General features: G+C 64.0%; 16 protein-coding genes. 1 reads left to right on the top strand and 15 read right to left on the bottom strand.

Annotated elements, in window-relative coordinates; all coding sequences use genetic code 11:
* Nucleotides 1-40: 40 nt before the first annotated feature.
* The 5 genes from ACIPZG_RS16375 to pip all read right to left on the bottom strand — a co-directional run bounded on the left by ACIPZG_RS16375 (nucleotide 41) and on the right by pip (nucleotide 7,053).
* Nucleotides 41-838, bottom strand: coding sequence for a transporter substrate-binding domain-containing protein (locus ACIPZG_RS16375; protein ID WP_400715720.1), 798 nt, complete (start codon nucleotides 836-838; stop codon nucleotides 41-43).
* A 240-nt stretch (nucleotides 839-1,078) separates the two neighbouring features.
* Complete coding sequence (gene mdoH, locus ACIPZG_RS16370; RefSeq protein WP_400715422.1) at nucleotides 1,079-3,652, bottom strand: glucans biosynthesis glucosyltransferase MdoH; 2,574 nt, start codon at nucleotides 3,650-3,652, stop codon at nucleotides 1,079-1,081.
* A complete protein-coding gene (locus tag ACIPZG_RS16365; RefSeq protein WP_400715420.1) occupies nucleotides 3,645-5,384 on the bottom strand; it encodes a glucan biosynthesis protein G in 1,740 nt (579 codons plus the stop codon). The genes mdoH and ACIPZG_RS16365 overlap by 8 nt, the downstream gene beginning before the upstream one ends.
* 263 nt (nucleotides 5,385-5,647) lie before the next feature.
* A complete protein-coding gene (gene dtd / locus ACIPZG_RS16360) occupies nucleotides 5,648-6,085 on the bottom strand; it encodes a D-aminoacyl-tRNA deacylase (RefSeq protein WP_400715418.1) in 438 nt (145 codons plus the stop codon).
* On the bottom strand, nucleotides 6,082-7,053 hold the full coding sequence (gene pip / locus ACIPZG_RS16355; RefSeq protein WP_400640239.1) for a prolyl aminopeptidase: 972 nt from the start codon (nucleotides 7,051-7,053) through the stop codon (nucleotides 6,082-6,084). The genes dtd and pip overlap by 4 nt, the downstream gene beginning before the upstream one ends.
* A gap of 182 nt (nucleotides 7,054-7,235) precedes the next feature.
* On the opposite strand from pip, the gene ACIPZG_RS16350 reads away from it, so the two are divergent.
* Nucleotides 7,236-12,749 carry a dermonecrotic toxin domain-containing protein gene (locus ACIPZG_RS16350; protein ID WP_400715416.1) on the top strand — a complete coding sequence of 1,838 codons (5,514 nt, stop codon included), beginning with the start codon at nucleotides 7,236-7,238 and terminating at the stop codon, nucleotides 12,747-12,749.
* Nucleotides 12,750-12,755: 6 nt separating this feature from the next.
* On the opposite strand, the gene hutG is transcribed toward ACIPZG_RS16350, so the two are convergent.
* The 10 genes from hutG to hutC all read right to left on the bottom strand — a co-directional run bounded on the left by hutG (nucleotide 12,756) and on the right by hutC (nucleotide 24,161).
* Nucleotides 12,756-13,559, bottom strand: a complete 804-nt coding sequence (gene hutG, locus ACIPZG_RS16345) for an N-formylglutamate deformylase (RefSeq protein WP_400715414.1) — start codon at nucleotides 13,557-13,559, stop codon at nucleotides 12,756-12,758.
* Nucleotides 13,560-13,569: 10 nt separating this feature from the next.
* Nucleotides 13,570-14,775, bottom strand: a complete 1,206-nt coding sequence (gene hutI / locus ACIPZG_RS16340; protein ID WP_400715412.1) for an imidazolonepropionase — start codon at nucleotides 14,773-14,775, stop codon at nucleotides 13,570-13,572.
* 103 nt (nucleotides 14,776-14,878) lie between these two features.
* Nucleotides 14,879-16,411, bottom strand: a complete 1,533-nt coding sequence (gene hutH / locus ACIPZG_RS16335; protein WP_400715410.1) for a histidine ammonia-lyase — start codon at nucleotides 16,409-16,411, stop codon at nucleotides 14,879-14,881.
* A gap of 20 nt (nucleotides 16,412-16,431) precedes the next feature.
* Complete coding sequence (gene hutH / locus ACIPZG_RS16330) at nucleotides 16,432-17,955, bottom strand: histidine ammonia-lyase (RefSeq protein WP_008098131.1); 1,524 nt, start codon at nucleotides 17,953-17,955, stop codon at nucleotides 16,432-16,434.
* 8 nt (nucleotides 17,956-17,963) lie between these two features.
* Nucleotides 17,964-18,794, bottom strand: a complete 831-nt coding sequence (locus ACIPZG_RS16325; protein ID WP_400715408.1) for a glycine betaine/L-proline ABC transporter ATP-binding protein — start codon at nucleotides 18,792-18,794, stop codon at nucleotides 17,964-17,966.
* A complete protein-coding gene (locus ACIPZG_RS16320; protein WP_008098126.1) occupies nucleotides 18,791-19,642 on the bottom strand; it encodes a proline/glycine betaine ABC transporter permease in 852 nt (283 codons plus the stop codon). Before ACIPZG_RS16320 ends, ACIPZG_RS16325 begins: the two co-directional genes overlap by 4 nt.
* Nucleotides 19,643-19,668: 26 nt before the next feature.
* On the bottom strand, nucleotides 19,669-20,637 hold the full coding sequence (locus ACIPZG_RS16315; protein WP_400640233.1) for an ABC transporter substrate-binding protein: 969 nt from the start codon (nucleotides 20,635-20,637) through the stop codon (nucleotides 19,669-19,671).
* Between the two features lie 174 nt (nucleotides 20,638-20,811).
* Nucleotides 20,812-22,491: a urocanate hydratase gene (gene hutU / locus ACIPZG_RS16310; protein ID WP_400715406.1), complete on the bottom strand. Its 1,680-nt coding sequence runs from the start codon at nucleotides 22,489-22,491 to the stop codon at nucleotides 20,812-20,814.
* A 390-nt stretch (nucleotides 22,492-22,881) separates the two neighbouring features.
* On the bottom strand, nucleotides 22,882-23,454 hold the full coding sequence (locus ACIPZG_RS16305) for a HutD family protein (protein WP_400715404.1): 573 nt from the start codon (nucleotides 23,452-23,454) through the stop codon (nucleotides 22,882-22,884).
* The gene (hutC, locus tag ACIPZG_RS16300) at nucleotides 23,451-24,161 is read right to left on the bottom strand and encodes a histidine utilization repressor (RefSeq protein WP_177324909.1); all 711 of its coding nucleotides are present in this window, start codon (nucleotides 24,159-24,161) and stop codon (nucleotides 23,451-23,453) included. Before hutC ends, ACIPZG_RS16305 begins: the two co-directional genes overlap by 4 nt.
* Between the last annotated feature and the right edge of the window lie 126 nt (nucleotides 24,162-24,287).

The raw sequence follows: 24,287 nt of genomic DNA, 5'->3' as shown, positions 1-24,287 counted from the left end.
CTGCGCGTCGGGGTCAAAGCCTGGGCTGGTGGCCTGGGCCTTATTCCATGTCCTTCAGCCAGTCCTTGTTCTTGAACCACTTGTCGTGGATACGATCGTAGGTCCCGTCATGCTTGATCTGGTGCAGGAAGTTGTTGATGAAGTTGATGCTGTCGTAGTCGCCCTTCTTCAGGCCGAAGGCCAGCGGCTCGTAGGTGAAGGGTTCTTCGAGGAACAGCAGCTTGCCAGCGCCGGCCTTGTCCACTGCCACCACGTTGTACGGTGCGTCGTAGACGAAGGCGTCAGCCTTGCCGTTGACCACGTCCATCACCGCTTCCTGCTCGTTGTCGTAGCCGTGGTACTGGGCCTTGGCGATCAGCTTCTTGGAAACCATCTCGCCGGTGGTGCCGAGCTTGGAGGTGACGCGGTACTTCTCGTTGTTCAGGTCTTTGTACGACTTGATCTCGCCCGCCAGCTCCTTGCGGATCAGCAGGGTCTGGCCGACCACGATGAAGGGTTCGCTGAAGTTCAGGCGCAGGTTGCGTTCCTGGGTCAGGGTCATGCCGCTGCCGATGATGTCGAACTTGTCGGTCAGCAGGGCCGGGATGATGCCGTCGTAGGCAGTGGAAACGGCCTCGAACTTGACGCCCATGGACTTGGCCATGGCCTTGAGGATATCGACCTCGAAGCCGATGATCTCGCCGCGCTTGTTGGTCATCTGGAACGGCATGTAGGTGGGGTCCATGCCCACCCGCAGGGTGCCACGCTTGACCGCGTCGTCGATGGCGCCGGCCTGGGCGGAAGCGACCGCGACCAGCGCGGTGACGCCCACCAGCAGGCGCGAAAGGTATTTCTTCATCATCACCAAGTCCCCTAGCAAGAAAAGTAGCGAATCTTATCGTTGGCACGGCCGTACCGGCCGGCGTGTTTTATCGGAGAAGGATGCTAACGCATGGCGGCCCTGGGACCTAGAGCCGGGGGGGACTTTGTTGGCCAAAAATCGACTGTATGGCCCCTGAAAAGCTTCGCGGGACAAGCCCGCTCCCACAGGAGTGACGCTCAACCTGTGGGAGCGGGCTTGTCCCGCGAATGCGATCGATCAGGCGCCGACGAGTGCCGGTTGGCCTTCATTCTCCGGATGCAGCGGCAACAACGGCGAATGCGGGTCGTTGTCGATCGAAGCGCGCCACACGTCGATCCAGGCAGAATGGTGCCCCGCCCAGACCTGCTCGTGCAGGCGTGCCAGGGCCACCGGATCGCTCAGCAGGGCCAGGCGGGTATTGAGGTCCAGCCCCTTGGGACCAACCTCCAGCGCCTTGGCCACACGCTCGGCGCGCAGCGCTTCGATCGCTGCTGCCTGACCATGACGAGCTGTGGCCATGGCGCAAGCCAGGGCGTTCTGCCGCGGGTCGACCACGGCCCGCACGAAGCCGTCGTGCAGGGCATGCCAACGGTTTTCATGGGTGTACTGGTCGGTTGCCAGCAGTTCCTGCGGCGTGGCGTATTCCTCGGGAATCAGGAACAGCTTCTCGTCCTTGGCCGCCAGACCCAGGCGGGTGCGGCTGGAAATCACCGAAACCGGGATCGACAGCACCAGCGAACCGACAATCGGCGCCAGCCACCACAGGAAGCTCGGGTTCAGCCATGCGACCAACCCGGCCCAGGCAAAGCCCAGCAGGGTCTGCGGGCCATGGCGACGCACCGCCTCGCTCCACGGGGTGGAGTCGTCGTCACGCTGCGGCGAATTCCAGGTCGCGGCCCAGCCGAGGAACGCAGCCAGCACGAAGCGGGTGTGGAAAATCATCCGCACCGGCGCCAGCAACATGGAGAACAGCATCTCCATCAGCATCGACAAGGTGACCTTGATGCGTCCGCCGTACTCGACCGCGCCCTTGGCCCAGATCAGCACGATACTGAGCAGCTTGGGCAGGAACAGCAGCACGATGGTGGTGGAGAACAGCGCCACGGCCTTCTCCGGGTGCCACTGCGGCCACAGCGGGTAGAGCTGGTACGGCTCGATGAAGTACTGCGGCTCCATCAGCGTGTTGGTCGCCAGCAGCGCGGTCGACAGCACCAGGAACAGGAACCACAGCGGCGCCGACAGGTACGACATGACCCCGGTGAGGAACACCGCACGGTGCACCGGGTGCATGCCCTTGACCAGGAACAGGCGGAAGTTCATCAGGTTGCCGTGGCACCAGCGGCGGTCGCGCTTGAGCTCGTCGAGCAGGTTCGGCGGCAGCTCTTCGTAGCTTCCCGGCAGGTCGTAGGCGATCCACACGCCCCAGCCAGCACGGCGCATCAGCGCGGCTTCGACGAAGTCGTGGGAGAGGATGGCCCCGGCGAACGCGCCCTTGCCCGGCAACGGCGCCAGGGCGCAGTGCTCGATGAACGGCTTCATGCGAATGATCGCGTTGTGGCCCCAGTAATGCGACTCGCCCAGCTGCCAGAAGTGCAGGCCGGCGGTGAACAGCGGGCCGTACACGCGGGTAGCGAACTGCTGCATGCGCGCATACAGGGTGTCCATGCCCGAGGCCTTCGGCCCGGTCTGGATAATGCCGGCGTCCGGGTTGGCCTCCATCAGGCGCACCAGGCTGCTCAGGCACTCGCCACTCATCACGCTGTCGGCGTCGAGCACGACCATGTACTTGTACTCGCCCCCCCAGCGACGGCAGAAGTCGTCGAGGTTGCCGCTCTTGCGCTTCACGCGGCGGCGGCGGCGGCGGTAGAAGATGCGGCCGAAGCCCTTGGTCTCGCGGCACACGTCCAGCCAGGCCTGTTGCTCGGCCACGGCGATGTCGGTGTCGTTGGTGTCGCTGAGCACGAAGAAGTCGAAGCGGTCGAGGTTGCCGCTGGCGGCCACCGACTCGAAGGTGGCACGCAAACCTGCGAACACCCGCGGCACGTCTTCGTTGCAGATCGGCATCACCAGCGCGGTGCGCGCCTCGGGGGCAATCGGCTCGTTGCCAGCGCTGCTGCCCGAAATCTTGTACTTGTCACGCCCGGTGAGCAGCTCCAGGAAGCCCATCAGCGCGGTCCAGAAGCCCGCCGACACCCAGCAGAAGAGGATACCGAAGAGGATCAGGATGGACGTCTGCAAGGCATACGGCCAGACCTGCACCACGGTGTCCCAGAGCGGCTGGTTGACCACCTCGGCGAGGTCGACGAACGACCAGCCCTGGTATGGCAGGATGCCCTTCATGTACCAGCCGGCGACGATGGTCTGACCGATCATCAGGGCCAGCAGGATATAGCGGCGGATCGAGCCGACCGTGCGCCAGCGCGCCTTGGGCAGCTCGCGCTGGGCCGGCTGCGGGGCGTTGGGGCGGCCTGTCATGCGCCGCCACATGCGGATCAGCACGTTGGTGCGCCACGGCTCGGGAACGACCTTGGTACGCTTGATCGGCGGGGCGATCTTCAGGCACAGGCGGCCGCTGCCGTCGACGCCGAGCATTTCGGCATCTTCCAGTTCGGCGGCGCTGCCAACGGTCAGGCGCGAGCCCACCGAGGCCTGTACGGCCTCGGTGGAATCGGCGGCCGGTTTGGCCGCCAGGCGTTGGTGCAGCTCACCGAAGGACGTGCAGCTGGCGAGTTCCGCACGCTGCTCGTCGCTCAGTGGGAGGTGGGCCAGGTACTCGCCAAGCGATTCCGGCCTTGCGCTTGAGTTACTCATCGGCAGGCAACTGATAGCTCCAGGTCTCGGTCAGCACTTTTTCCGTGGTGGCCGGTGTCCCGTTGGTGGACGCCGCATCGGCGGCTGGTTGTTCGGCCTTGGCTGGCTCCTGCGCCTTGGCAGTTTTCTCGTGCTTGGCGTGCTTGGCAGCGGCCTTGTCCTGCTTGCTGTCCTGGGCAGGCTTGGCCGGCTCGACCGGTACGTCACGTACCAGCGCGGCGCGCATCTCGGTGGCCTTGTTGGCTTCCTTGACCTTCAATCGCAGGGTCAAGCGCCAGCCTTTGGTCTCCGGGTTATAGCGCAGATTGTTCTCGACCACCTCGGCGTTGTCACCCACGCTGACCTGGCTGCGCACGGCGGTGTCTTCCGGCAGTGCGGCCAATGCCGGGCCTGCGAAGTCGACCAGGAAGGCAACGCTGCCGTCTGGCTGGCGGATCAGGTTGGACTGCTTGACGTCACCGGTGGAACGCAGGGTCTGCTTGACCCAGCCCAGGTCCGGTGCCTGGAACTTCGGCTCGTCGAGGGTCCAGTGCAGGCGGTAGGCGTACTCCACCGGCTTGCCTGGCTCCGGCAGTGTTTCCGGGCTCCAGAAGGCAACGATGTTGTCGTTGGTCTCGTCGGCGGTCGGGATCTCGACCAGGTCGACGGTGCCTTTGCCCCAATCGCCCTTAGGCTCGATCCAGGCGCTCGGGCGTTTCTGGTAGTTGTCGTCGAGGTCTTCGTAGTCGCTGAAGGCGCGCTGACGCTGCATCAGGCCGAAACCACGCGGGTTCTCGACGCTGAAGTTGCTCACGGCCAGGTGTTTCGGGTTGTTCAGCGGGCGCCACAGCCACTCGCCGTTGGCGGCGTGGATCGACAGGCCTTCGGAATCGTGCAGGGCCGGACGGTAGTTCAGGACTTTCGACGGTTGGTTCGGGCCAAACAGGTACATGCTGGTCAGCGGGGCGATGCCCAGGCGGCTGACGTGGTCACGCAGGAACACGCGGGACTGCACGTCGACCACGGTGTCGCTGCCCGGACGCAGGATCAGCTTGTAGGCGCCGGTGGAGCGTGGCGAGTCCAGCAGGGCGTAGATCACCAGGTGCTTGTCGGCAGGCTTGGGCTTCTCTACCCAGAATTCGGTGAAGCGTGGGAATTCCTCGCCGGACGGCAGTGCGGTGTCGATCGCCAGGCCACGGGCCGACAGGCCGTACACGTGGCCCTTGCCGACCACGCGGAAGTAGCTGGCCCCCAGCAGGGTCATGATCTCGTCCTGCTTGTCGGCCTTGTTGATCGGGTAGAGCACGCGGAAACCGGCGTAACCCAGGTTCTTGGTGGTTTCCGGGTCGTGCGGCACGTCACCGAACTCGAAGCGGCTCGGGTCGTACTTGATTTCCTCGACCGTGGAGGCAGTGACTTCGTTGATCTTCACCGGCGTGTCGAAGTGCATGCCCTGATGGTAGAAGGACAGCTTGAACGGGGTCTTGTCCTTCGCCCACTCGGCCTTTTCCTGCAGGAAGTGAATCTTCTGGTAGTCGGCGAACTTCATGTCGCGGAAGACTGCCGGCAGATTGCTTTTCGGTGCTTCGTACTTCTGGCCGGCCAGATCCTTTGCCTTGGCTGCAACATCGTCAAGATTGAATGCCCACAGCTGGCCCGCGCTCATCAGGCCAACCAGTGCGACACTGGCCATCAGGGCCTTGCGCAGCCGAGTGCCGGGGATACTTGATGCTTTTTGGGGACTTACAATCACGAGCAACCCTCGCCGAAAACAGATCATGAAACCAACGGCCAGCGACAAATGCCGGGTTGGCGAGCACTGTTCGGACCCCGTGAGGGCGTAATGATTCCCCAAACGGATCCAGACAATGCTCGAGTCAGAGTGAAACGAACCTGCGAACGCAGGTTCATGCAGCGCGCGATTATCCAGCACGTCGCGTTACAACGCATCAGGCAGCACCAACTATTTATCGTACAAAACCCCTTGTTTTCCTATAAACAAGGGGTTTTTTTACCTCATATTTGTAACAGGAATGTCACCGGGCCATCATTGACCAGGTGCACCTGCATGTCCGCACCGAATTGCCCGCTTGCCACAGCGGGGTGCTGGCCCTGGGCTTGCTGCAACAGATAGTCGAAAAGCTCGGCGCCCAGTGCCGGCGGCGCGGCTGTCGAGAAGCCCGGGCGCATGCCGCTGCGGGTATCGGCAGCCAGGGTGAACTGGGACACCAGCAGCAAGCCGCCGCCGACCTCCTTGAGCGACAGGTTCATCTTGCCCTGCTCGTCACTGAACACACGATAGTTGAGCAACTTGTGCAACAGCTTATCGGCATGCTCGCGCGTATCTTCAGGCTCGACTGCCACCAGCACCAGCAGGCCCTGGTCGATGGCGCCGACGATGTCCCCCGCCACCTCTACCCGCGCGCCGCGCACGCGCTGCAACAGCCCCTTCATGCTTCTTCCAGGGGCAGGTCGAGCAAGCGCCGGGCCATCTGGTCGGCGGCGCGTACCAGGGCATCGGTGATACCCGGCTCGGAGGCCGCGTGCCCGGCGTCACGGATCACCTTCAGTTCGCTGTTCGGCCAGGCCTGGTGCAACGCCCAGGCGTTTTCCAGCGGGCAGATCACGTCGTAGCGGCCATGCACGATCACCGCCGGCAGGTGGGCGATCTTGGGCATGTCGCGGATCAACTGGTCCGGCTCGAGGAAGGCATCGTTCATAAAGTAGTGGCATTCGATGCGCGCGATCGACAAGGCCCGCTGCGGCTCGGAGAAGCGGTCGACCACCAGCGGGTTGGGACGCAGGGTGGCGGTACGGCCTTCCCAGGTAGACCAGGCTTTGGCGGCATGCATCTGGGCGATCTGGTCGTTGCCGGTCAGGCGCTTGTGGAAGGCCTTGACCAGGTCACAGCGCTCTTCTGGCGGAATCGGTGCGATGTAGTCTTGCCAGTAGTCGGGGAACAGGCGGCTGGCGCCCTCCTGGTAGAACCACTGAATCTCCTGCGGCCGGCACAGGAAGATGCCGCGCAGGATCAGGCCATGCACCCGCTCGGGGTGGGTCTGGGCGTAGGCCAGGGCCAGGGTCGAACCCCACGAGCCGCCGAACAGCACCCACTTGTCGATCCCCAGGTGCTTGCGGATGCGTTCCATGTCCTCGACCAGGTGCCAGGTGGTGTTGTTCTCCAGGCTCGCATGGGGCGTGGAGCGGCCACAGCCGCGCTGGTCGAAGGTGATGATGCGGTACAGGTTGGGGTCGAAGTAGCAACGGCTCTGGGCATCACAGCCCGCGCCTGGGCCACCGTGGATGAACACCACCGGCAGACCTTCGGGCGAACCGCTCTCGTCGACATACAGCACATGCGGCGCTTCCACGGCCAGATCGTGCCGGGCGTAGGGTTTGATCTGCGGGTAGAGGGTCTGCATTGCGCACTCCGTGTGAGGATATTGACTGCCGTTGGGCATCATAAACCTGAATTGCGCTTTGAGCATGTCCTCCTACCGAGGAACGTCAAAGTTCGCCGAACTGCCGGACGAAAATATCTACCACCTGCGAGCCGGGCGCATGGACATAGTCGCTGAGCCATTCACTTTACATAGGGCTCACCATGACCATGGAACAAGACAACGGCATCGCCTATGCGCTGATCGCCGGAAAAACCCCCGACTGGATGAAAAACGCACCGCCCTCGACCCATGCCTCGATGAACCGGGTGATGAACGTGCGAGCAGCTGAGTTGCAGCAGGCATGCCAGGCCCAACCTGCGATCGCCAGGGCGCTGGCAACCGAGCATGCGCGCCTGCAGGCCGCCATGGCCCAGGTACGGGCCCTGTATCAGCAGCTGCCGGACCTGCAATCCTTCGCCAAGCAACAGCTGGGTGCCGCCATCAAGGCAACTTTCGGTTTGGAGGTGGATGTCAACGGCACTTACCTGCTGGACGTGCGCCCCCTCGATCAGCAACCCGGGCAGGACCTGCCGGCCTACAAGCTCGCCACCCGTTCACTGCTCGAAAGCGCGCTGCGCAACTTCGACGCCAGCGCAGCCCAGCCTGGTGGCATGGATAACGCCAATGCCCTGCTGCAGAAATCGGTCATCCTCGACCACCGAGGCTTCATGGGCACCGTACCGATACCCAATACGCTGGACATAGCCCCTGAACGTTTTGCCGAAATGTGCCGCAAGCTGGATATTGGCGGCCAGTACCAGGCAAGACTGCAGGCTATCCATTACAGCGACATCCAGACCGCTACCAGCAACCAGACGACCTACGCGCACATCGCCGAGCTCGAACGCTGCACCTTCATGCAAAGCTTGCACCTTGCCCGGCTGCAGCACGACATCAGCCAGCGCCTCTATGAGGCTGCCATCGCGCTGCCACTGGATGTCCCGGCGCAATCCCCGACCCTGACGTTCAGCGTCATTTCGCTCTGGGATGTGCAACTGACCCGCATCCGCCTGTTCGATTACAGCCCACGCGACGGGAAACCATCGGTAGCGCTCTACCTCCCCGGCGACGCCGAGACGCCGCTCAGGGAATTCGAATCGCAGTCAGCATGCGAGCAATGGATTCGTGATCGCTTGCTGGGTGACATCGGCTACCTCGATCACTGCATGAAAGAACGCGACAAGGCCCATCTTCAGGCCAAGTTGCTCGACCGGCTGACGCCATTGACGCTGACGGTGAAAGGCACTCATGAACGCCGCGCAGATCCCCACGCCAAAGTGCACCTGCAGGCACGGCAGCTCAGTGGTTCCCTGTTGCAAGGGCTGGTCACGGAGAACGTCTTCCGCCATGAGGAAGACGCCGCCTTCCACGCGATACCGACAACCCTCATCGATACCATCACGGCGGTACGTTACCGCGAACACTTGCTGCAAAAGGCACTGACCACACTCAATATCGCCGGTTTCTTCATACCTGCGGTCGGCGAGGTCATGCTGGGTGTCTGTGCACTGCAACTGGCTTACGAAGTCTACGAAGGTATCGAAAGCTGGGCCCATGACGACCAGCAGCTGGCTTACCAGTATGTGCTGGACGTGGTGCAGAACATGGCGGAGATGGCCGCGTTCACCGTGGCCATGAAAGCGTTCGAGGGCGGCCTGGGTGCTGCTGTCGGTGGCTCGTCCGATCAAACGCCTCCATCCAGGCCAATGCCAGTGGAAACACCCTCTTTCATCGAGGAGCTCGACGAGGTGGAACTGGCGCAGGGCCAGACCCGGCTCTGGCAAGCTGACCTGAGGCCCTACGCGCAGGTCATCGATATCCCCGACACCCTCGCGCCAGACAACCGGGGGCTGCTTCACCACCAAGGCAGGACCTGGCTGGAACTGGACGGCCAGCGCTACTCGGTCGGCCGTTCAGGGCAAGGCGAGGGTTACCACATCGAACACCCGACCCGGGCCAATGCCTACCAGCCCCCATTGCGTCACAACGGCGCCGACATCTGGCTGCACCCCCTGGACAGACCCGAGCTATGGCCGCAAAGCCAACTGCTGCGCCGCTCAGGAAACCGTCAGGCGCGGTTCGACGAAAACACCGCACGGCGCATCCTACGGGTAAGCAATATCGATGAGGATGTGCTGCGCAAGGTGCTTTGCGACAACCAGCGACTACCTGGCCAGCTGGACGATACCTTTGCCCGCTTCGAGCTGTACCAACGTCTCGCGCAATCCACAGCGCAGCTCGGACCCGAGCAACTTCAACGCGACTTCCAGCACCATTATCAGCGCCTACCCACAAGCCAGGCAGCAGGCGCCCAGACGCTGCGCCAGCGCTACCCGCAGCTCCCCTCGCCGGTCATCGACGAGTTGCTGGACAACAGCGTCGCCAGCGAACTGGCCGAGCTTGGCGACGGCAAGGTGCCCAGGCGCCTGGCCGATGAAGTGCGGCTGCTCCAGCAACAGGTCAGGCTCAACCGTGCATACGAGGGGCTCTACCTGGACCAGTTGCGCAACTGGGACACCGATCAACTGATCCTGCATACCCTTGGGCAGTTGCCCGGCTGGCCTGCAGACATCAGCATCACCCTGGAGCAACGCGGCTACTCGCCCAACCAGAACACCCGCATCGGCCCCGGCGATGCCGGGCAAAGCACCTTGATCGTCAGCGCCCGGGCCGGCTACGTGCTCATGCACAGCGAGACCGCCGATGCGCCGCTGGTCGCCCACCCCTCGCTGCATGGCGCCCTGTTCGAAGCGCTCAGCGAAGCACAACGCGCGGCGCTTGGGGTCGACGACGCGCTGGCGCTCAAGACACAGGTTCAACAAGCCCCCTGGTTACCACGCCCGGTGCTGAGGCAGCTGCTGGGCATGCAGCCGGTGCTGCCTGGTTACCGCTCCCCCATGCGCCTGGCCGACGGGCGTATCGGCTACCCCTTGGGCGGCACCCGACCCCGTGTCACCAGCATTTCGCGGCAAACGCTGCTGGCCAGGATCAGGCAGGTCGGCCTGCATGCCCCCCAGCCGCGCCCGGCCGAGCAGACGCTGAGCGCGCTGGAGAACCGCAACCTCGACCGTGACGCGATCAACGACCTGCTCGGCAATCTGCTGGAGCAGCGCAACCAGCTGCAGACGAGCCTGGGCAACTGGCGGCAGATGGCGGCCTTGCTGCCCAACCAGGCCGCCTATGACTTCGAGCAACTGGCCTATACCGTGTCGCAGTATTGGTACGATCGTGCCTTTGCGGCGCCCGGCGACCTTACCCTGCCCTTGCGCCTGGAGCGCCTGTCCCTGCTCGACTTTCCGCTGGAACTGCCGAGTTTTTTCACCGCGGGCATCACTGACCTGCAACTGTTCGAGACCCAGCCCGAAGCGTTCGAAGGCGTGCGCCAGCATGCCCCACGCCTGAACAGCATGCTGCGCCAGTTCACCCAGTTGAGGACCTTGGAAATAACCCGCACCTACCGCCCGGACGCACCGCCTTCGCCCTTTCAGTTCAGCCTGCCATTGATCGCAGAACACTTGCCCGCGCTGCAGTCGCTGAGCCTGACCCACCAGAACCTGGTGATTTCCACGGCCGATATCGACAGCCTCGCGAGCCTGGCCCACTTGCGTCGCCTGGACCTGAGCGGGAACCGCTTCTCCGATGACTACCCCCCTGATTTCGGCGGTTTGAGCCTGGACTACCTGGGTTTGGACAACATGCAGCTGGAGCACTGGCCGGACGGTCTGGGCCAGGATGTTGCCGCCCAGATGCAGCAGATCTGCCTGCGCGGCAACGCCATCAGGTTACTGCCAGACTTCCTCGCGGAAGCCAGGATCAGCATCACCCAACATCCGCAGCTGTCACTGCAAGGCAATGCCATCAACGACGATCAAATGCTACGCGTGCTGCTCAACCAGGACGGTCGCGGATCACGCTTCGAGATGGACCAGCCTGCGGCTTTCCGTGAGCGCCTGAACCAGGAACTGGCGCTGCGCCGGCAGCTGGACGACCTGCTCGACAACTACGTCAATGCCTCGTCTTCCACCGCCATGCCCAGCCCGCCAGTGCTGGCGGGCAGGTCGCGCATTTCCACGGCGCTCAGGCAGTTCTGGCAAAATCAGGAAATCGGCCTGACCGCTGCCCCGCTACGTTTCGATAACATTGCGCTCGAGCTGTTCCCGACTCGCTTGCCCGCATTTCTCACCGAGCGGGTACATCACCTGAGGCTCGAACAGGTCAGCGGCTCCACGGTGCAGCTGCAAAACCTGTTCAGCCGCTTTCCGCGCATGACCCAGCTGACCCTGGACATCTATGTTCGCGCGCAACAGGATCTGCCGACGGCGCTGCAGCAGTGCCCCGGCCTGCGTAACCTGACCCTGCGCAACATAGGCCTGGAGGTCGATCAACACTTCATCGACGCGCTGGGCGTACTACCCAACCTGGATACACTGGACCTGAGTAACAACCGCGCAGGGGCTATCGACCATGCCCCGCCATCGTTGCAGTCATTGCGGCGCCTTGACCTCAACGGCATGGACCTCGATCGATGGCCAGACTGGGTGGACAGCCTGCGCCGCCTGCAGGCGCTGGAACTGGGTAACAACCATCTCACCGAGCTGCCCGCGCACCTTCGGGGTGGCGTTGACATCAACGACCTCAATATCCGGATCGGCGTCGAGGGCAATCCCTTATCGGCCGAGACCACCTACCGGGCTCGTGCGGTCTCGGAAAGCCAGAGCAGCTTCACGTTCAGGTTCGATGCCCCCGATGAATGGGACGAGGACATCCTCAACGAATACCTTGACGACCCCGAATACCTGGTCATCGACGATACCCCCAGGCTCACGGACTGGTTGCTGGCGTCCGAGGTGGAGAACCAAGCCCTGCACGATGCCTGGCAACAGCTTCAGGACTCAGGGCAGGCACAAGACCTGCTCGCGCTGGTGGGCCGCTTGAAAAACACCGCCTCCTACCGCCACAGCGATACCCGCCTGGCGTTCTGCCAACGGGTACGCAAGGTCCTGGTCCGGGCATTGGTCGATGCTGACGATCTGGCGCTGTTCAACATCCAGGCCAGGGAAGCCTTGACCCAGTCGGACGGCCATCAGACCTGCCAGGACGGTGCGCTGCTGACCTTCAAGAGCATCGAGCTCTACATCGCCAGCGAGCACGTGCAGTTCGATGGCGCGGACAGCGAGGCCAACCTGTACCGAGAGATGCGCCGCCTGTATCGCCTGCACGCGGTGGACGAGATTGCCAACCGTGAGGCCAACGGCCGTGATGAGGCCGAGGTCCGCCTCACCTACCTGCGCGAACTGAACGCGCCACTGCAGCTAGGCCAGCCAGTGGACAGCCTGCGCTATCCGATCAACCCCACCGTCGAAGAGTTGATCGATGCGCAGTTGCAGGTCCAGCGGGGCGAACTCGGCGAAGCGTTCCTGCGCTTTGCCGCCAGCAATGAACTGTGGGTCCGGCACTTGCGCCAGGCCTACGCGCAGCGCTTCGCGCAGATCGAAAGGACCTACCAGGCCCAGGTGATCGAATTGCAGGAGCGATACCCGGACCGCCCGCTGGATACCCTGACGGCCGAGTTCAACGCCTTGGCACGAAGGCGGCAGGTCCGCGAATCACACCTGATCCGCGAACTCACCGCCTTCGCCGACCCGGACCGCAGGCCACGCTCGGCGAGCGAGTGACCCCACTCAACGCCCGTAGCGTTCAGCCCCCCAGGCCAACGTGGAATGCAGCAGCTTGCGCAGTACCCGCTGGGTGTCCTGCGCAAGCGCTTCACGGTAAGCGAAGGGTTCCTGCTCTTGCATGTAGGTGCTCTGGGCGAGCTCCAGTTGCACGGCGTGGATGTTCTGGCCGGGTTGACCATAGTGGCGGGTGATGTGACCGCCTTTGAAGCGCCCGTTCAGTACGTGGCTGAAATCCGTCGCCTCGCGGCAAACCGCCTGTAGCCGCTCGGCCAGCTGCGCATCACAGCTGGCACCATTGAAGGTGCCGAGGTTGAAGTCCGGCAGCTTGCCGTCGAACAGGTGCGGAATGTGCGAGCGGATCGAGTGGGCATCCCACAGCAGCGCATAGCCGAATTGCTCGCGCAGGCGCTGCAGCTCGTTGCGCAGTGTGTCGTGATAAGGCCGCCAGATTTGTTCCAGGTAGAGGGCGCGCTCCTGCGCCGAGGGCACCTGCCCCTCCTTGAACAGCGGCTCGCCCTCGAACAACGTAGCCGGGTACAGCCCCGTGGTCGCGCCGACATACAACGGCTGGTCGTCTTCCGGCCGGTTCAGGTCGATGACGAAACGCGAGTACTCTGCCGCCACCACGCTGGCGCCCAGCTCACGGGCGAAATCGTAGAGGCGCGGGATGTGCCAGTCGGTATCGGGCAGGCTGCGCGCTGCGTCGACCAGGCCATCCTGCACAGCAGGGGTCAGTTTCAGCCCCGCATGGGGCATGCTGATCAACAGGGGCAAATGGCCCTGGTGAAAACTCAGTACCTTGTCCATCTTGCCTCGCTCAGTTGGAAATCTCGTGGCCCTTGCGCACCACACGCTTGGGCAGGTCGCCGCCCAGCCAGTAGGCCAGGTCGGCAGGGCGTTCGATGTGCCAGGCGACGAAGTCCGCCACCTTGCCGGCTTCCAGCGAACCATGGCTGTCGCCCAGGCCCAGCGCGGTGGCGGCATGCACGGTGACACCGGCCAAGGCCTCTTCCGGGGTCATGCGGAACAACGTGCAGCCCATGTTCAGCATCAGCCGCAACGACAGCCCCGGAGAGGTGCCGGGGTTGAGGTCGCTGGCCAGGGCGATCTTCACGCGGTGACGGCGCAACACCTCCATCGGTGGCAACTGGGTTTCGCGCAGGAAGTAGAAGGCGCCCGGCAGCAACACGGCGACGGTGCCTGCTTCAGCCATGGCAATGGCATCTTCCTCGGTCATGAACTCCAGGTGATCAGCGGACAACGCCTGATAACGCGCCGCCAGGCTAGAGCCGTGCAGCGATGACAGCTGCTCGGCATGCAGCTTGACCGGCAGTCCCAGTTCACGCGCCTTGATGAACAGCCGCTCGACCTGCGCGGGGGAAAACGCCAAGTGCTCGCAGAAGGCATCGACCGCGTCCACCAGCCCTTCGTCGGCCAGCGCCGGGAGCATTTCGTCGCAGATGTGGGTGATGTAGTCGTCTGGCCGACCAGTGTACTCCGGCGGCAAAGCATGTGCGGCCAGGCAGGTGGCGCGCACCGCCAGCGGCAGCTCGTCGGCCAGGCGCCGCGCCACGCGCAGCATCTTGCGTTCGTTGGCCAGGTCCAGGCCGTAGCCGGACTTGATCTCGATCGTGGTTACGCCATCGCGCATCAGCGCCTGCACGCGCTGGCGGGCGCTGGCGAACAGTTCATCCTCGCTGCCCGCGCGGGTGGCCCGTACGGTACTGGCGATACCCCCGCCCTGGGCGGCGATTTCGGCATAGCTCACGCCCTGCAGGCGCTGTTCGAACTCGCCGCTGCGGTTGCCACCGAATACCGCGTGGGTGTGGCAGTCGATCAGGCCTGGCGTGACCCAGGCGCCATTGAGGTCGACCGTGCGGGCGATTTCCAGTGCAGGCAGGTCGGCACGCGGGCCGATCCATTCGATCAGGCCGGCGTTGCTGACGATAGCGGCGTCTTCGATGACCGAATAGCTACCTTGGGCCATGGTTGCCGCGTGGCAGTTTTGCCAAAGGGTTCTCATACACAAACTCCGATGTTTGATCCTGTAGGAGCGGATTCATCCGCGATCACCGGCGCAGCCGGTGCCAAGTCCTGTGTTGAATTCATCGCGGATAAATCCGCTCCTACAAGCTTGGCAACACGCCAGCCGGCAGCAGCGCGGTCAACTTGCCTTCGGCCAACAAGGCACTGGCCGCCTCGATATCCGGCGAGAAGAAGCGGTCGTGGTCGTAGTGCGGCACTTCGCGGCGCAGCACCTGGCGCGCCTGCTCCAGTTTCACCGAGGTTTTCAGCCCTTCGCGCAGGTCCAGGCCCTGGCAGGCGCCCAGCCATTCGATGGCCAACACCCCACGGGTGTTCTCGGCCATCTCCCACAACCGCTTGCCGGCAGCCGGGGCCATGGACACATGGTCCTCCTGGTTGGCCGAGGTCGGCAGGCTGTCGACGCTGTGCGGGTGTGACAGGGCCTTGTTCTCGCTGGCCAGGGCTGCCGCGGTGACCTGGGCGATCATGAAGCCGGAGTTGACACCGCCGTTTTCCACCAGGAACGGTGGCAGCTGCGACATGTGCTTGTCCATCATCAGCGAGATGCGCCGCTCGCTCAGCGCGCCGATCTCGGCGATGGCCAAGGCCAGGTTGTCGGCGGCCATGGCGACCGGCTCGGCATGGAAGTTACCGCCCGATACCACGTCGCCCTCGGCGGCGAATACCAACGGGTTGTCCGACACCGCGTTGGCCTCGATGCCCAGCACGTCGGCGGCGTGGCGCAACTGGGTCAGGCAGGCGCCCATGACTTGCGGCTGGCAACGCAGCGAATACGGGTCCTGGACTTTGCCGCAGTTCTTGTGCGACTGGGACACCTCGGTGGACTCGCCCAGCAGGTCGCGGAAGCACGCCGCGGTATCGATCTGGCCCAGCTGGCCTCGGGCTGCATGGATGCGCGCATCGAACGGCGAACGCGAGCCCAATACGGCTTCGACGGTCAAGCCGCCGCAAGCGATGGCGGCAGCGAACAGGTCTTCAGCCTGGAACAGGCCGCGCAGGGCGTAAGCGGTGGATGCCTGGGTGCCGTTGAGCAGCGCCAGGCCCTCCTTGGCTGCCAGGGTCAGCGGTTCGAGCCCGGCCACGGCCAGGGCTTCGTTGGCCGACAGCCATTCGCCGCGATGCCGCGCCTTGCCTTCGCCGAGCAGCACCAGCGACATGTGCGCCAGGGGCGCCAGGTCACCGGAAGCGCCCACCGAGCCCTTGAGCGGAATGTGCGGGTAGACCTCGGCATTGACCAAGGCGATCAGTGCATCGATGACCTTGCGGCGGATACCGGAAAAGCCCCGGCTGAGGCTGTTGATCTTCAGCACCATGATCAACCGCACCATGGCGTCGTCCAGCGGCGCGCCGATGCCGGCGGCATGGGACAGCACCAGCGAACGCTGCAGGTTCTCCAGGTCATGGCTGGCAATACGGGTCGAGGCCAGCAGGCCGAAACCGGTGTTGATGCCGTAGGCCGTGCGGTCTTCGGCGATGATCCGCTCGACGCAGGCAACGCTGGCGTCGATGCCCGCGCCGGCACTCGCATCCAGGCTCAACTGCACCGGGGCCAGGTGGATACGGCGCAGTTGGGCCAGGGTCAGGCGGCCAGGAACCAGATTCAAAGCTTCCATGTTCAGACTCCTTTGCGTGATCAGCGCAGTGCCGGCAGCACTGGCTGCGGCCCTTGCGAAGCTTTCAGAAGCGCGGCGGCGCGAGCGATGTCGGGGGCCAGCCAGCGGTCTTCAAGGTAGGCCGGCACCTGCTCGCGCAGCAAGCGCCAGGCGGCATCGGTACCCGCGCCAAAGCGCTGCGCCTTGAGGAATTCGAAGGCCTGGGCGGCCAGCAGGTATTCGATGGCCAGAATCTGGGTGCAGTTTTCCAGCACCTGGTGCAGCTTGAGCGCGGCATTGGTGCCCATGCTCAGGTGGTCTTCCTGAAGGCCCGAGGTGACGTAGTTGTCGAGCACCGCCGGTTGCGCCAGCTGGCGGTTCTGCGCGCACAGCGAGGCCGCGACGTACTGGACGATCATCATCCCCGAGTTGACCCCAGGGTTGCTGACCAGGAATGCCGGCAGACCACTGACGTGCGGGTTGACCAGACGGTCCAGGCGCCGCTCGGCGATCGAGCCGATCTCAGCCATGGCGATCGCCAGCAGGTCGGCGGCCATGGCCACCGACTGGCCGTGGGGGTTGGCCTGGGACACCACCCGGAAGTCGTCCGGGGTCCCCAGCAACAGCGGGTTGTCGTTGGCGCCGTTGAGTTCCGCCTCGATCTGTCGGGCCGCGTGGGCCAACTGGTCACGGGCGGCACCGTGTACTTGCGGAATGGAGCGGATGCTCAAGGCGTCCTGGGTGCGGATACCCTTGCTGGCGGCGATCACTTCGCTGCCTTCGAGCAGGGCGCGCAGGTTCTCGCCCACCACCTGCATGCCCGGGTGCGGCTTGAGCGCGATGATTTCCGGGTCGAAGGCGGCGATCTGCCCACGCAAGGCTTCGAAGCTCATGGCGCCGATCACATCGGCCCATTGCAGCAGGCGGCTGGCGTCGTCCAGCGCCAGGCTGGCCAAGCCGGTCATGCACGGCGTGCCGTTGACCAGGCACAAGCCGTCCTTGGCGCCCAGCTGAACCGGCTCAAGGCCTTCGGCGGCCAGCGCTTCGGCGGCCTCGACGATTTGCCCGCGGTAGCTGACCTTGCCGATGCCCAGCAGGCACACGCCGACATGGGCCATGTGGGTCAGGTAGCCGACCGAGCCCTGGGACGGCACCTGCGGAGTGATGCCGTGGTTGAGCAGCGCCAGCAGCGCCTCGACCACGCCGCGCTGGATGCCGGACTTGCCGTGGCTGTAGTTGGCGATGGCCGCGCAAATGATCGCCCGGGCCTGCTCGTCGGGCAGCGCCGGACCCACTCCGCAGGCGTGGCTGAGCAGGGTGTTGCGCGACAGCGCAGCAAGCTGCTCACCCTGCAACGACACGTTGCACAGCGCGCCAAGCCCGGTGTTGACGCCATAGGCACGCTCGCCGCTGTCGACGATGTGGCGCACGATGGCCTGGGCATTGTCGATACGCGCCCAGACCTGCGGCGCCAGCTCCAGCCGCGCGCCATGGCGGGCCACGGCGGCGATGTCCTGCCAGCGCAGCGCGGCGCCGGTGATGACCACGGTTGCAACTTGCGACATGGGGCTCCTCATACCGCGATCGCGCGGCGCTGGACGAAGCGGTCGACGTATTCGTCGGCCGGGTTGTGCAGGATCTGCTGGGGCGTGCCGACCTGGATCAGGCGGCCGTCCTTGAGAATGGCGATGCGGTTGCCGATGCGCACCGCTTCATCCAGGTCATGGGTGATGAACACGATGGTCTTGTGCAGGGTCTTCTGCAGCTCCAGCAGCTGGTCCTGCATTTCCGCGCGGATCAGCGGGTCGAGGGCGCTGAACGCCTCGTCCATGAGGATGATGTCGGTGTCCGCCGCCAGCGCCCGGGCCAGGCCGACGCGTTGGCGCATGCCGCCCGACAGCTGGTGCGGGTACTTCTTCTCGTAGCCCTTCAGGCCCACGGTCTCGATCCACTGCATGGCACGCTCGGCGCACAGCTGCTTGCTCTCGCCACGCACCTTCAGGCCATAGGCGACGTTGTCCAGCACGTTGCGGTGCGGTAGCAGGCCGAAGCTCTGGAACACCATGCTGATCTTGCGCCGGCGAAATTCGCGCAGGGCTTCCATGTCGTACTTCAGGATGTCTTCGCCATCGACCAGGATCTGCCCGCTGGTGGGGTCGATCAGGCGGTTGAAGTGGCGCACCAGGGTCGACTTGCCGGACCCGGACAAGCCCATGATCACGAATATCTCGCCGCTGCCGATGGACAGCGACAGGTCGTTGACCCCCACCACGCAACCGGTCTGCGCCAGCACCTGCTCCTTGCTCTGCTGGTTGCGGATCAACTGCAGGGCCTCGTCGGCGCGGTCGCCGAAGATCTTGAAGACGTTCTTCACTTCGATCTTGCTGATCGCCTGCGTGCTCATTTGCTCACCTCATGGCGTGGCCGGCCATAGGCCTGGGTAATGCGGTCGATCACCACCGCGAGAATGACGATGGCCAAACCTGCTTCAAGGCCGCGGCCGACGTTGAGGGTCTGGATGCCGACCAGTACGTCCTCGCCCAGGCCACGGGCACCGATCATCGAGGCGATCACCACCATCGACAGGGCCATCATGGTGGTCTGGTTGATGCCGGCCATGATGCTTGGCAGCGCCAGCGGCAGCTGGACACCGAACAGTTGCTGCCAGCGGTTGGCACCGAAGGCGTTGATCGCTTCCATCACTTCACCGTCGACCTGACGAATCCCCAGGTCGGTGAGGCGGATCAGCGGCGGCGCGGCGTAGATCACCGTGGCGAAGATCGCCGGCACCTTGCCCAGGCCAAACAGCATCAGCACCGGGATCAGGTACACGAAGCTGGGCATGGTCTGCATGATGTCCAGCAGCGGCATCAGCACCGCGCGCAAGCGGTTGCTGCGGGCCGAGAGGATGCCCAGCGGGATGCCCACCAGCACCGAGATCAGCGTGGCCACCAGCATCAGTGCCAGGGTTTGCATCAGCTTGTCCCACAGGCCGACGGCGCCGACCAGGAACAGCAGCCCGGTGATGACCAGGGTCGGCAGGATGCGCCGGGTGGCGTGCCAGGCGATCAGGGCCACCACGCCGAGCATCAGCCACCACGGGGTAGCGCGCAGCGCGCCTTCGAGGCTGACGATGGCCCAGAGCAAGGTGTCGGAAATGTGCCGGAACACATCGCCGTAGTTGGTCACCAGGGCGTCGACCCAGCCATTGACCCAGTCGGCGATGGAGAATGTCAGGTTGTCAGGAAACATAGGTTCCACTCATCAGCTGAGGACGCTCAAAGCGCCGCGTTGATCTTCTTGGCAGCGTCTTCGCTGACCCAGGCCTGCCAGACTTCAGGATGTTCCTTGAGGAACGCCTTGGCCAGTGCGGGCGACTCGATCCGCTCCTTGGTCATGCGCGCCAGGTTCTGGTTGAGCAGGTCGATTGGCAGGTTGACCTTTTCCAGCACCGCAACCAGTTCGGGGGCTTGTTCGTGGAAGGTCTTGGACAGGCCAACCTTGATCGACACCGACTTGTCCACACCCTCTTTCTCCTGCAGCTTGACCAGGTCGACCTGGCCCATCAGCGGGGTTGGGGTCCAGTAGTAGAACAGGATAGGCTCGCCGCGCTTGTAGCTCGACAGTACCGCGGCATCCAGTGCCGGGCCGGTGCCAGGGCGGAAGTTGGTGTAGCTGCTCTCCAGGCCGTATTCCTTGAGCATCTTGCTGTTGTCCAGCTCGCAGGTCCAACCGGCCGGGCAGTTGTAGAAACGGCCTTTGCTCGGCTCTTCCTGGTCCTTGAACACGCTGGCGTACTTGCCCAGGTCGGCGACGTTCTTGAGGTCCGGTGCCTTGGCTTCGAGCTTGCGCTTGGGGTCGCCCTCGATCACGTAACGGGGGACGTACCAGCCTTCTTCCGCGCCCACCACCGGGGCGCCGACACCGACCACCTTGCCGGCGGCCTCGGCCTTCTTCCAGACCTCACTGCGGCCTACCCACTCCTCGGCGAAGACCTGGATATCGTTGGTGCCCAAGGCGTTTTCCATGGTGATGGAGTTGCCGGGCAGGCTATCGGTTTCGCAGCCGTAGCCGTTTTTCAATACGAATTGCATCACGTCGGTCAGCAGCATGCCGCTTTCCCAGTTCAGCCCGGCGAACTTCACCGGCTTGCCGGACTCGCACCAGCCAGCGGCCTGGCTGCTGCCGGCAGCGCCGAGCAGGCCGAGGGCGAACAGCGAGGCGAGCAAGGTCTTGTTGGTTTTCATTGCGTGACGCTCCCAAACTTGAAAGTGGAAATCGGCAGTCCTTGCAAGGAAAAATGGCCGATCAGGGGCCGCTTTGCGGCCCTTCGCGGATGAATCCGCTCCTACAGGGTTCAGCGCTGTCCATGTAGGAGCGGATTCATGCGCGATGGGCTGCGCAGCAGCCCCAAGGGCCTATCAGCCAGTAATCATCGGCAGGTTCAACCCCTGCTCTTTGGCGCAATCAATCGCAATCTGATAACCCGCATCGGCATGACGCATCACCCCGGTGGCCGGGTCGTTGGTCAGCACGCGGGCAATCCGCTCGGCCGCCTCATCGGTACCGTCACACACAATCACCATGCCAGAGTGCTGCGAGAAGCCCATGCCGACGCCGCCGCCGTGGTGCAAGGACACCCAGGTAGCGCCGCTGGCGGTGTTGAGCAGGGCATTGAGCAGCGGCCAGTCGGACACCGCATCCGAACCGTCCTGCATGGCTTCGGTTTCACGGTTGGGGCTGGACACCGAACCCGAGTCGAGGTGGTCACGGCCGATCACGATCGGCGCCGACAGCTCGCCGCTGCGCACCATTTCGTTGAACGCCAGGCCCAGCTTGGCACGCAGGCCCAGGCCAACCCAACAGATACGCGCCGGCAGGCCCTGGAAGCTGATGCGCTCGCGGGCCATGTCCAGCCAGCGGTGCAGGTGGGCGTCGTCCGGGATCAGTTCCTTGACCTTGGCGTCGGTCTTGTAGATGTCTTCGGCATCGCCCGACAGCGCAGCCCAGCGGAACGGGCCGATGCCCCGGCAGAACAGCGGACGGATGTAGGCCGGCACGAAGCCTGGGAAGTCGAAGGCATTGGTCACGCCCTCTTCCTTGGCCATCTGGCGGATGTTGTTGCCATAGTCGAAGGTCGGCACACCTTGTTTCTGGAAGTCCAGCATGGCTTGCACGTGTACGGCCATGGACTGCTTGGCGGCCTTGACCACGGCAGCCGGCTCGGTCTGCGCACGGTCACGGTACTGCTCCCAGGTCCAGCCGGATGGCAGGTAGCCGTTGAGCGGGTCGTGGGCGCTGGTCTGGTCGGTGACCATGTCCGGGCGCACGCCACGCTTGACCAGCTCCGGCAGGATCTCTGCAGCGTTGCCGTGCAGGGCGATGGAGATCGCCTTGCCTTCGGCGGTGTACTTGGCGATGCGGGCCAGGGCGTCGTCGAGGTCGGTGGCCTGCTCGTCGACATAGCGGGTATCGAGGCGGAAGTCGATACGGCTCTGCTGGCATTCGATGTTCAGCGAGCAGGCGCCGGCCAAGGTCGCGGCCAGTGGCTGGGCGCCGCCCATGCCGCCGAGGCCGGCGGTCAGTACCCACTTGCCCTTGAGGCTGCCGCCGTAGTGCTGGCGGCCAGCCTCGACGAAGGTTTCATAGGTGCCCTGGACGATGCCCTGGCTGCCGATGTAGATCCAGCTGCCGGCGGTCATCTGGCCGTACATGGCCAGGCCCTTGGCATCCAGTTCGTTGAAGTGTTCCCAGTTGGCCCAGTGCGGTACCAGGTTGGAGTTGGCGATCAGTACGCGCGGGGCGTTGGCGTGGGTCTTGAACACGCCGACCGGCTTGCCCGACTGCACCAGCAGGGTTTCGTCGTCGTTGAGGTTGGTCAGGCTCTCGACGATCTTGTCGTAGCAGGCCCAGTTGCGCGCGGCGCGGCCGATGCCGCCGTAAACCACCAGCTCTTTGGGGTTCTCGGCAACCTGCGGGTCGAGGTTGTTCATCAGCATGCGCAACGGCGCTTCGGTCAGCCAGCTTTTGGCCGTCAGCTTGTTGCCACGCGGGGCGCGGATCTCGACGTCACGGAATTTGTTCAGTTTGTTGTCAGTCACGAAAAGTGCTCCTCGGGTGCGTACAGCGCGAATGGGGACGGCCTATCCACTTTCGCGCACTTGGCTTTACTTGTACATACAAGCATATGCAATTGAATTGCCAAGTAGCTGATCGGGGGGGCATTACGGGGTATGGGAAAGGAGTACAGCCCAGAGAAACCGGGGATCAGGAGGCGGGAAAAAAATCTGAGGCGGATCTGGTGGAGTGGATCAGCGGTTTGACGGCGTTGCGCCATCTTGGGGCGATCGGTAACAGGCTGCTCCGTTTGGAAGCGTTACCGGGTAACTTTTGTGGTGGTTGTACTGGCCCTATCGCGGATAAATCCGCTCCTACAGGTACATCACAAACCCTGTAGGAGCGGATTTATCCGCGATAGGCCGGCAAAGCCACTATGAAATCTGGATCAGCTCGATCACGCAGCAGCGCCCCTGCACAGCCACTTCCAGCAAACGGTCGTTACCGCTCTGCTGCAGGCAGTCATACAACCCCAGCGACTGCACCTGGCCATCGACTGTCACCTGCAAGTCCGCCTGGGCACTGAACACCAGCACCGTACTGGCCGCACTGAACAGCCGGCTACCACCGTTGAACCATTGCAGCCGCGCCCGGTAACGGGCAGGCGCATAGATCAGGTTGAAATCCCGAATCGGCCCACCCAACAGCGCGCAGCTCACCTGGCTTTCACCCTTGAAGGCATAGGCATCGAAGGGCAGCAGTGGCCGGCCAGGCTCGCCGTCCACGGTCAACTGCATGCCATCGCCCTGCAGCACGCTGATGATCCGCTGGTAACCGGCGAAACTGGAGAACCCGCCAGACGACTCGATATCAGCGATCGACAGGCGCCAGCCGAAGCCGTCCAGTCCATCGCCGGCATCGCGGGTGATCTCTTCGGTGAACCCACCGCCGTTCTTCCACGGCATTCGCGGGTAGTCTTGGGCACGCAAGCACTGCAACTGGCTCATTTACTGAAACGTCCTTCCAGGCGATGACGGGAACCGGGGTGGATCAAGCGCGCAGCAGTCACCGGCTGGCGACCGGACCAGGTACGCCGGCGGATCAACAGGCAAGGCTCGCCCCGCTCGATCTGCAGCAGCTGGCACTCATCGGGCTCGGCGAGAATGGCTTCGACCACGTGCTCGCCTTCGGTCAGCGGGGCCACCTGCGACAGGTAGGCGTAGGGCGTCTGCCGAGTGAAGTCCTGCTTGAGGTAGTCCGGGGCGATCTGCGCATTGACGTAGCGGTCTTCGATCTGCACCGGCACGCCGTTCTCGAAGTGCACGATCAGCGAATGGAACACCCGCTGGCCTTCGCGCATGTCCAGCGCCAGGGCGCGCTCCGAGCCGGCCGCTTCCTCGGCCAGGACGATGACCTGGCAGCTATGCTGGTGGCCACGCGCGGCAATCTCGTCGGCGATGTTGTTGACCTCGAATAGCGCAGAGCGGGTCTTCGGCTCGGCGACGAAAGTACCCACACCCTGCATGCGCACCAACAACCCCTCGGCGGTCAGTTCGCGCAGGGCACGGTTGATGGTCATGCGGCTGAAGCCCAGCTCGCTGACCAGCTCGCTCTCGGAAGGGACCCGGTGGTGTGGCGGCCAGCTGCCATTTTCGATCTGCTGGACGATCATCTGCTTGACCCGGGCATACAGCGGCGCCGGGCCCTCGCCCATCTGGGCTACCAGCGCGGAGACAGGAGGTGTCGGCACGGCGTTTGATCCTTGTGCGAGTTGATTGACGGTAGCTTGCCGGAGTTTACCCGGCAGGCAAACGGCTGTATATGTATATACAAGTTAAAC

The organism is Pseudomonas sp. NPDC089395, from assembly GCF_044749525.1.
GTDB lineage: Bacteria > Pseudomonadota > Gammaproteobacteria > Pseudomonadales > Pseudomonadaceae > Aquipseudomonas.
This window is presented reverse-complemented; position numbering and strand designations above follow the sequence as displayed.

Coding starts and splice junctions, on each gene's coding strand:
- ACIPZG_RS16375 (WP_400715720.1), bottom strand. CDS start 838: ATGAAGAAATACCTTTCGCGCCTGCTGGTGGGCGTCACCGCGCTGGTC.
- pip (WP_400640239.1), bottom strand. CDS start 7,053: ATGCAGACCCTCTACCCGCAGATCAAACCCTACGCCCGGCACGATCTG.
- hutC (WP_177324909.1), bottom strand. CDS start 24,161: ATGGGCGAGGGCCCGGCGCCGCTGTATGCCCGGGTCAAGCAGATGATC.
- ACIPZG_RS16320 (WP_008098126.1), bottom strand. CDS start 19,642: ATGTTTCCTGACAACCTGACATTCTCCATCGCCGACTGGGTCAATGGC.
- hutI (WP_400715412.1), bottom strand. CDS start 14,775: ATGAGAACCCTTTGGCAAAACTGCCACGCGGCAACCATGGCCCAAGGT.
- hutG (WP_400715414.1), bottom strand. CDS start 13,559: ATGGACAAGGTACTGAGTTTTCACCAGGGCCATTTGCCCCTGTTGATC.
- ACIPZG_RS16350 (WP_400715416.1), top strand. CDS start 7,236: ATGACCATGGAACAAGACAACGGCATCGCCTATGCGCTGATCGCCGGA.
- ACIPZG_RS16315 (WP_400640233.1), bottom strand. CDS start 20,637: ATGAAAACCAACAAGACCTTGCTCGCCTCGCTGTTCGCCCTCGGCCTG.
- ACIPZG_RS16325 (WP_400715408.1), bottom strand. CDS start 18,794: ATGAGCACGCAGGCGATCAGCAAGATCGAAGTGAAGAACGTCTTCAAG.
- hutH (WP_400715410.1), bottom strand. CDS start 16,411: ATGGAAGCTTTGAATCTGGTTCCTGGCCGCCTGACCCTGGCCCAACTG.
- hutH (WP_008098131.1), bottom strand. CDS start 17,955: ATGTCGCAAGTTGCAACCGTGGTCATCACCGGCGCCGCGCTGCGCTGG.
- ACIPZG_RS16305 (WP_400715404.1), bottom strand. CDS start 23,454: ATGAGCCAGTTGCAGTGCTTGCGTGCCCAAGACTACCCGCGAATGCCG.
- mdoH (WP_400715422.1), bottom strand. CDS start 3,652: ATGAGTAACTCAAGCGCAAGGCCGGAATCGCTTGGCGAGTACCTGGCC.
- dtd (WP_400715418.1), bottom strand. CDS start 6,085: ATGAAGGGGCTGTTGCAGCGCGTGCGCGGCGCGCGGGTAGAGGTGGCG.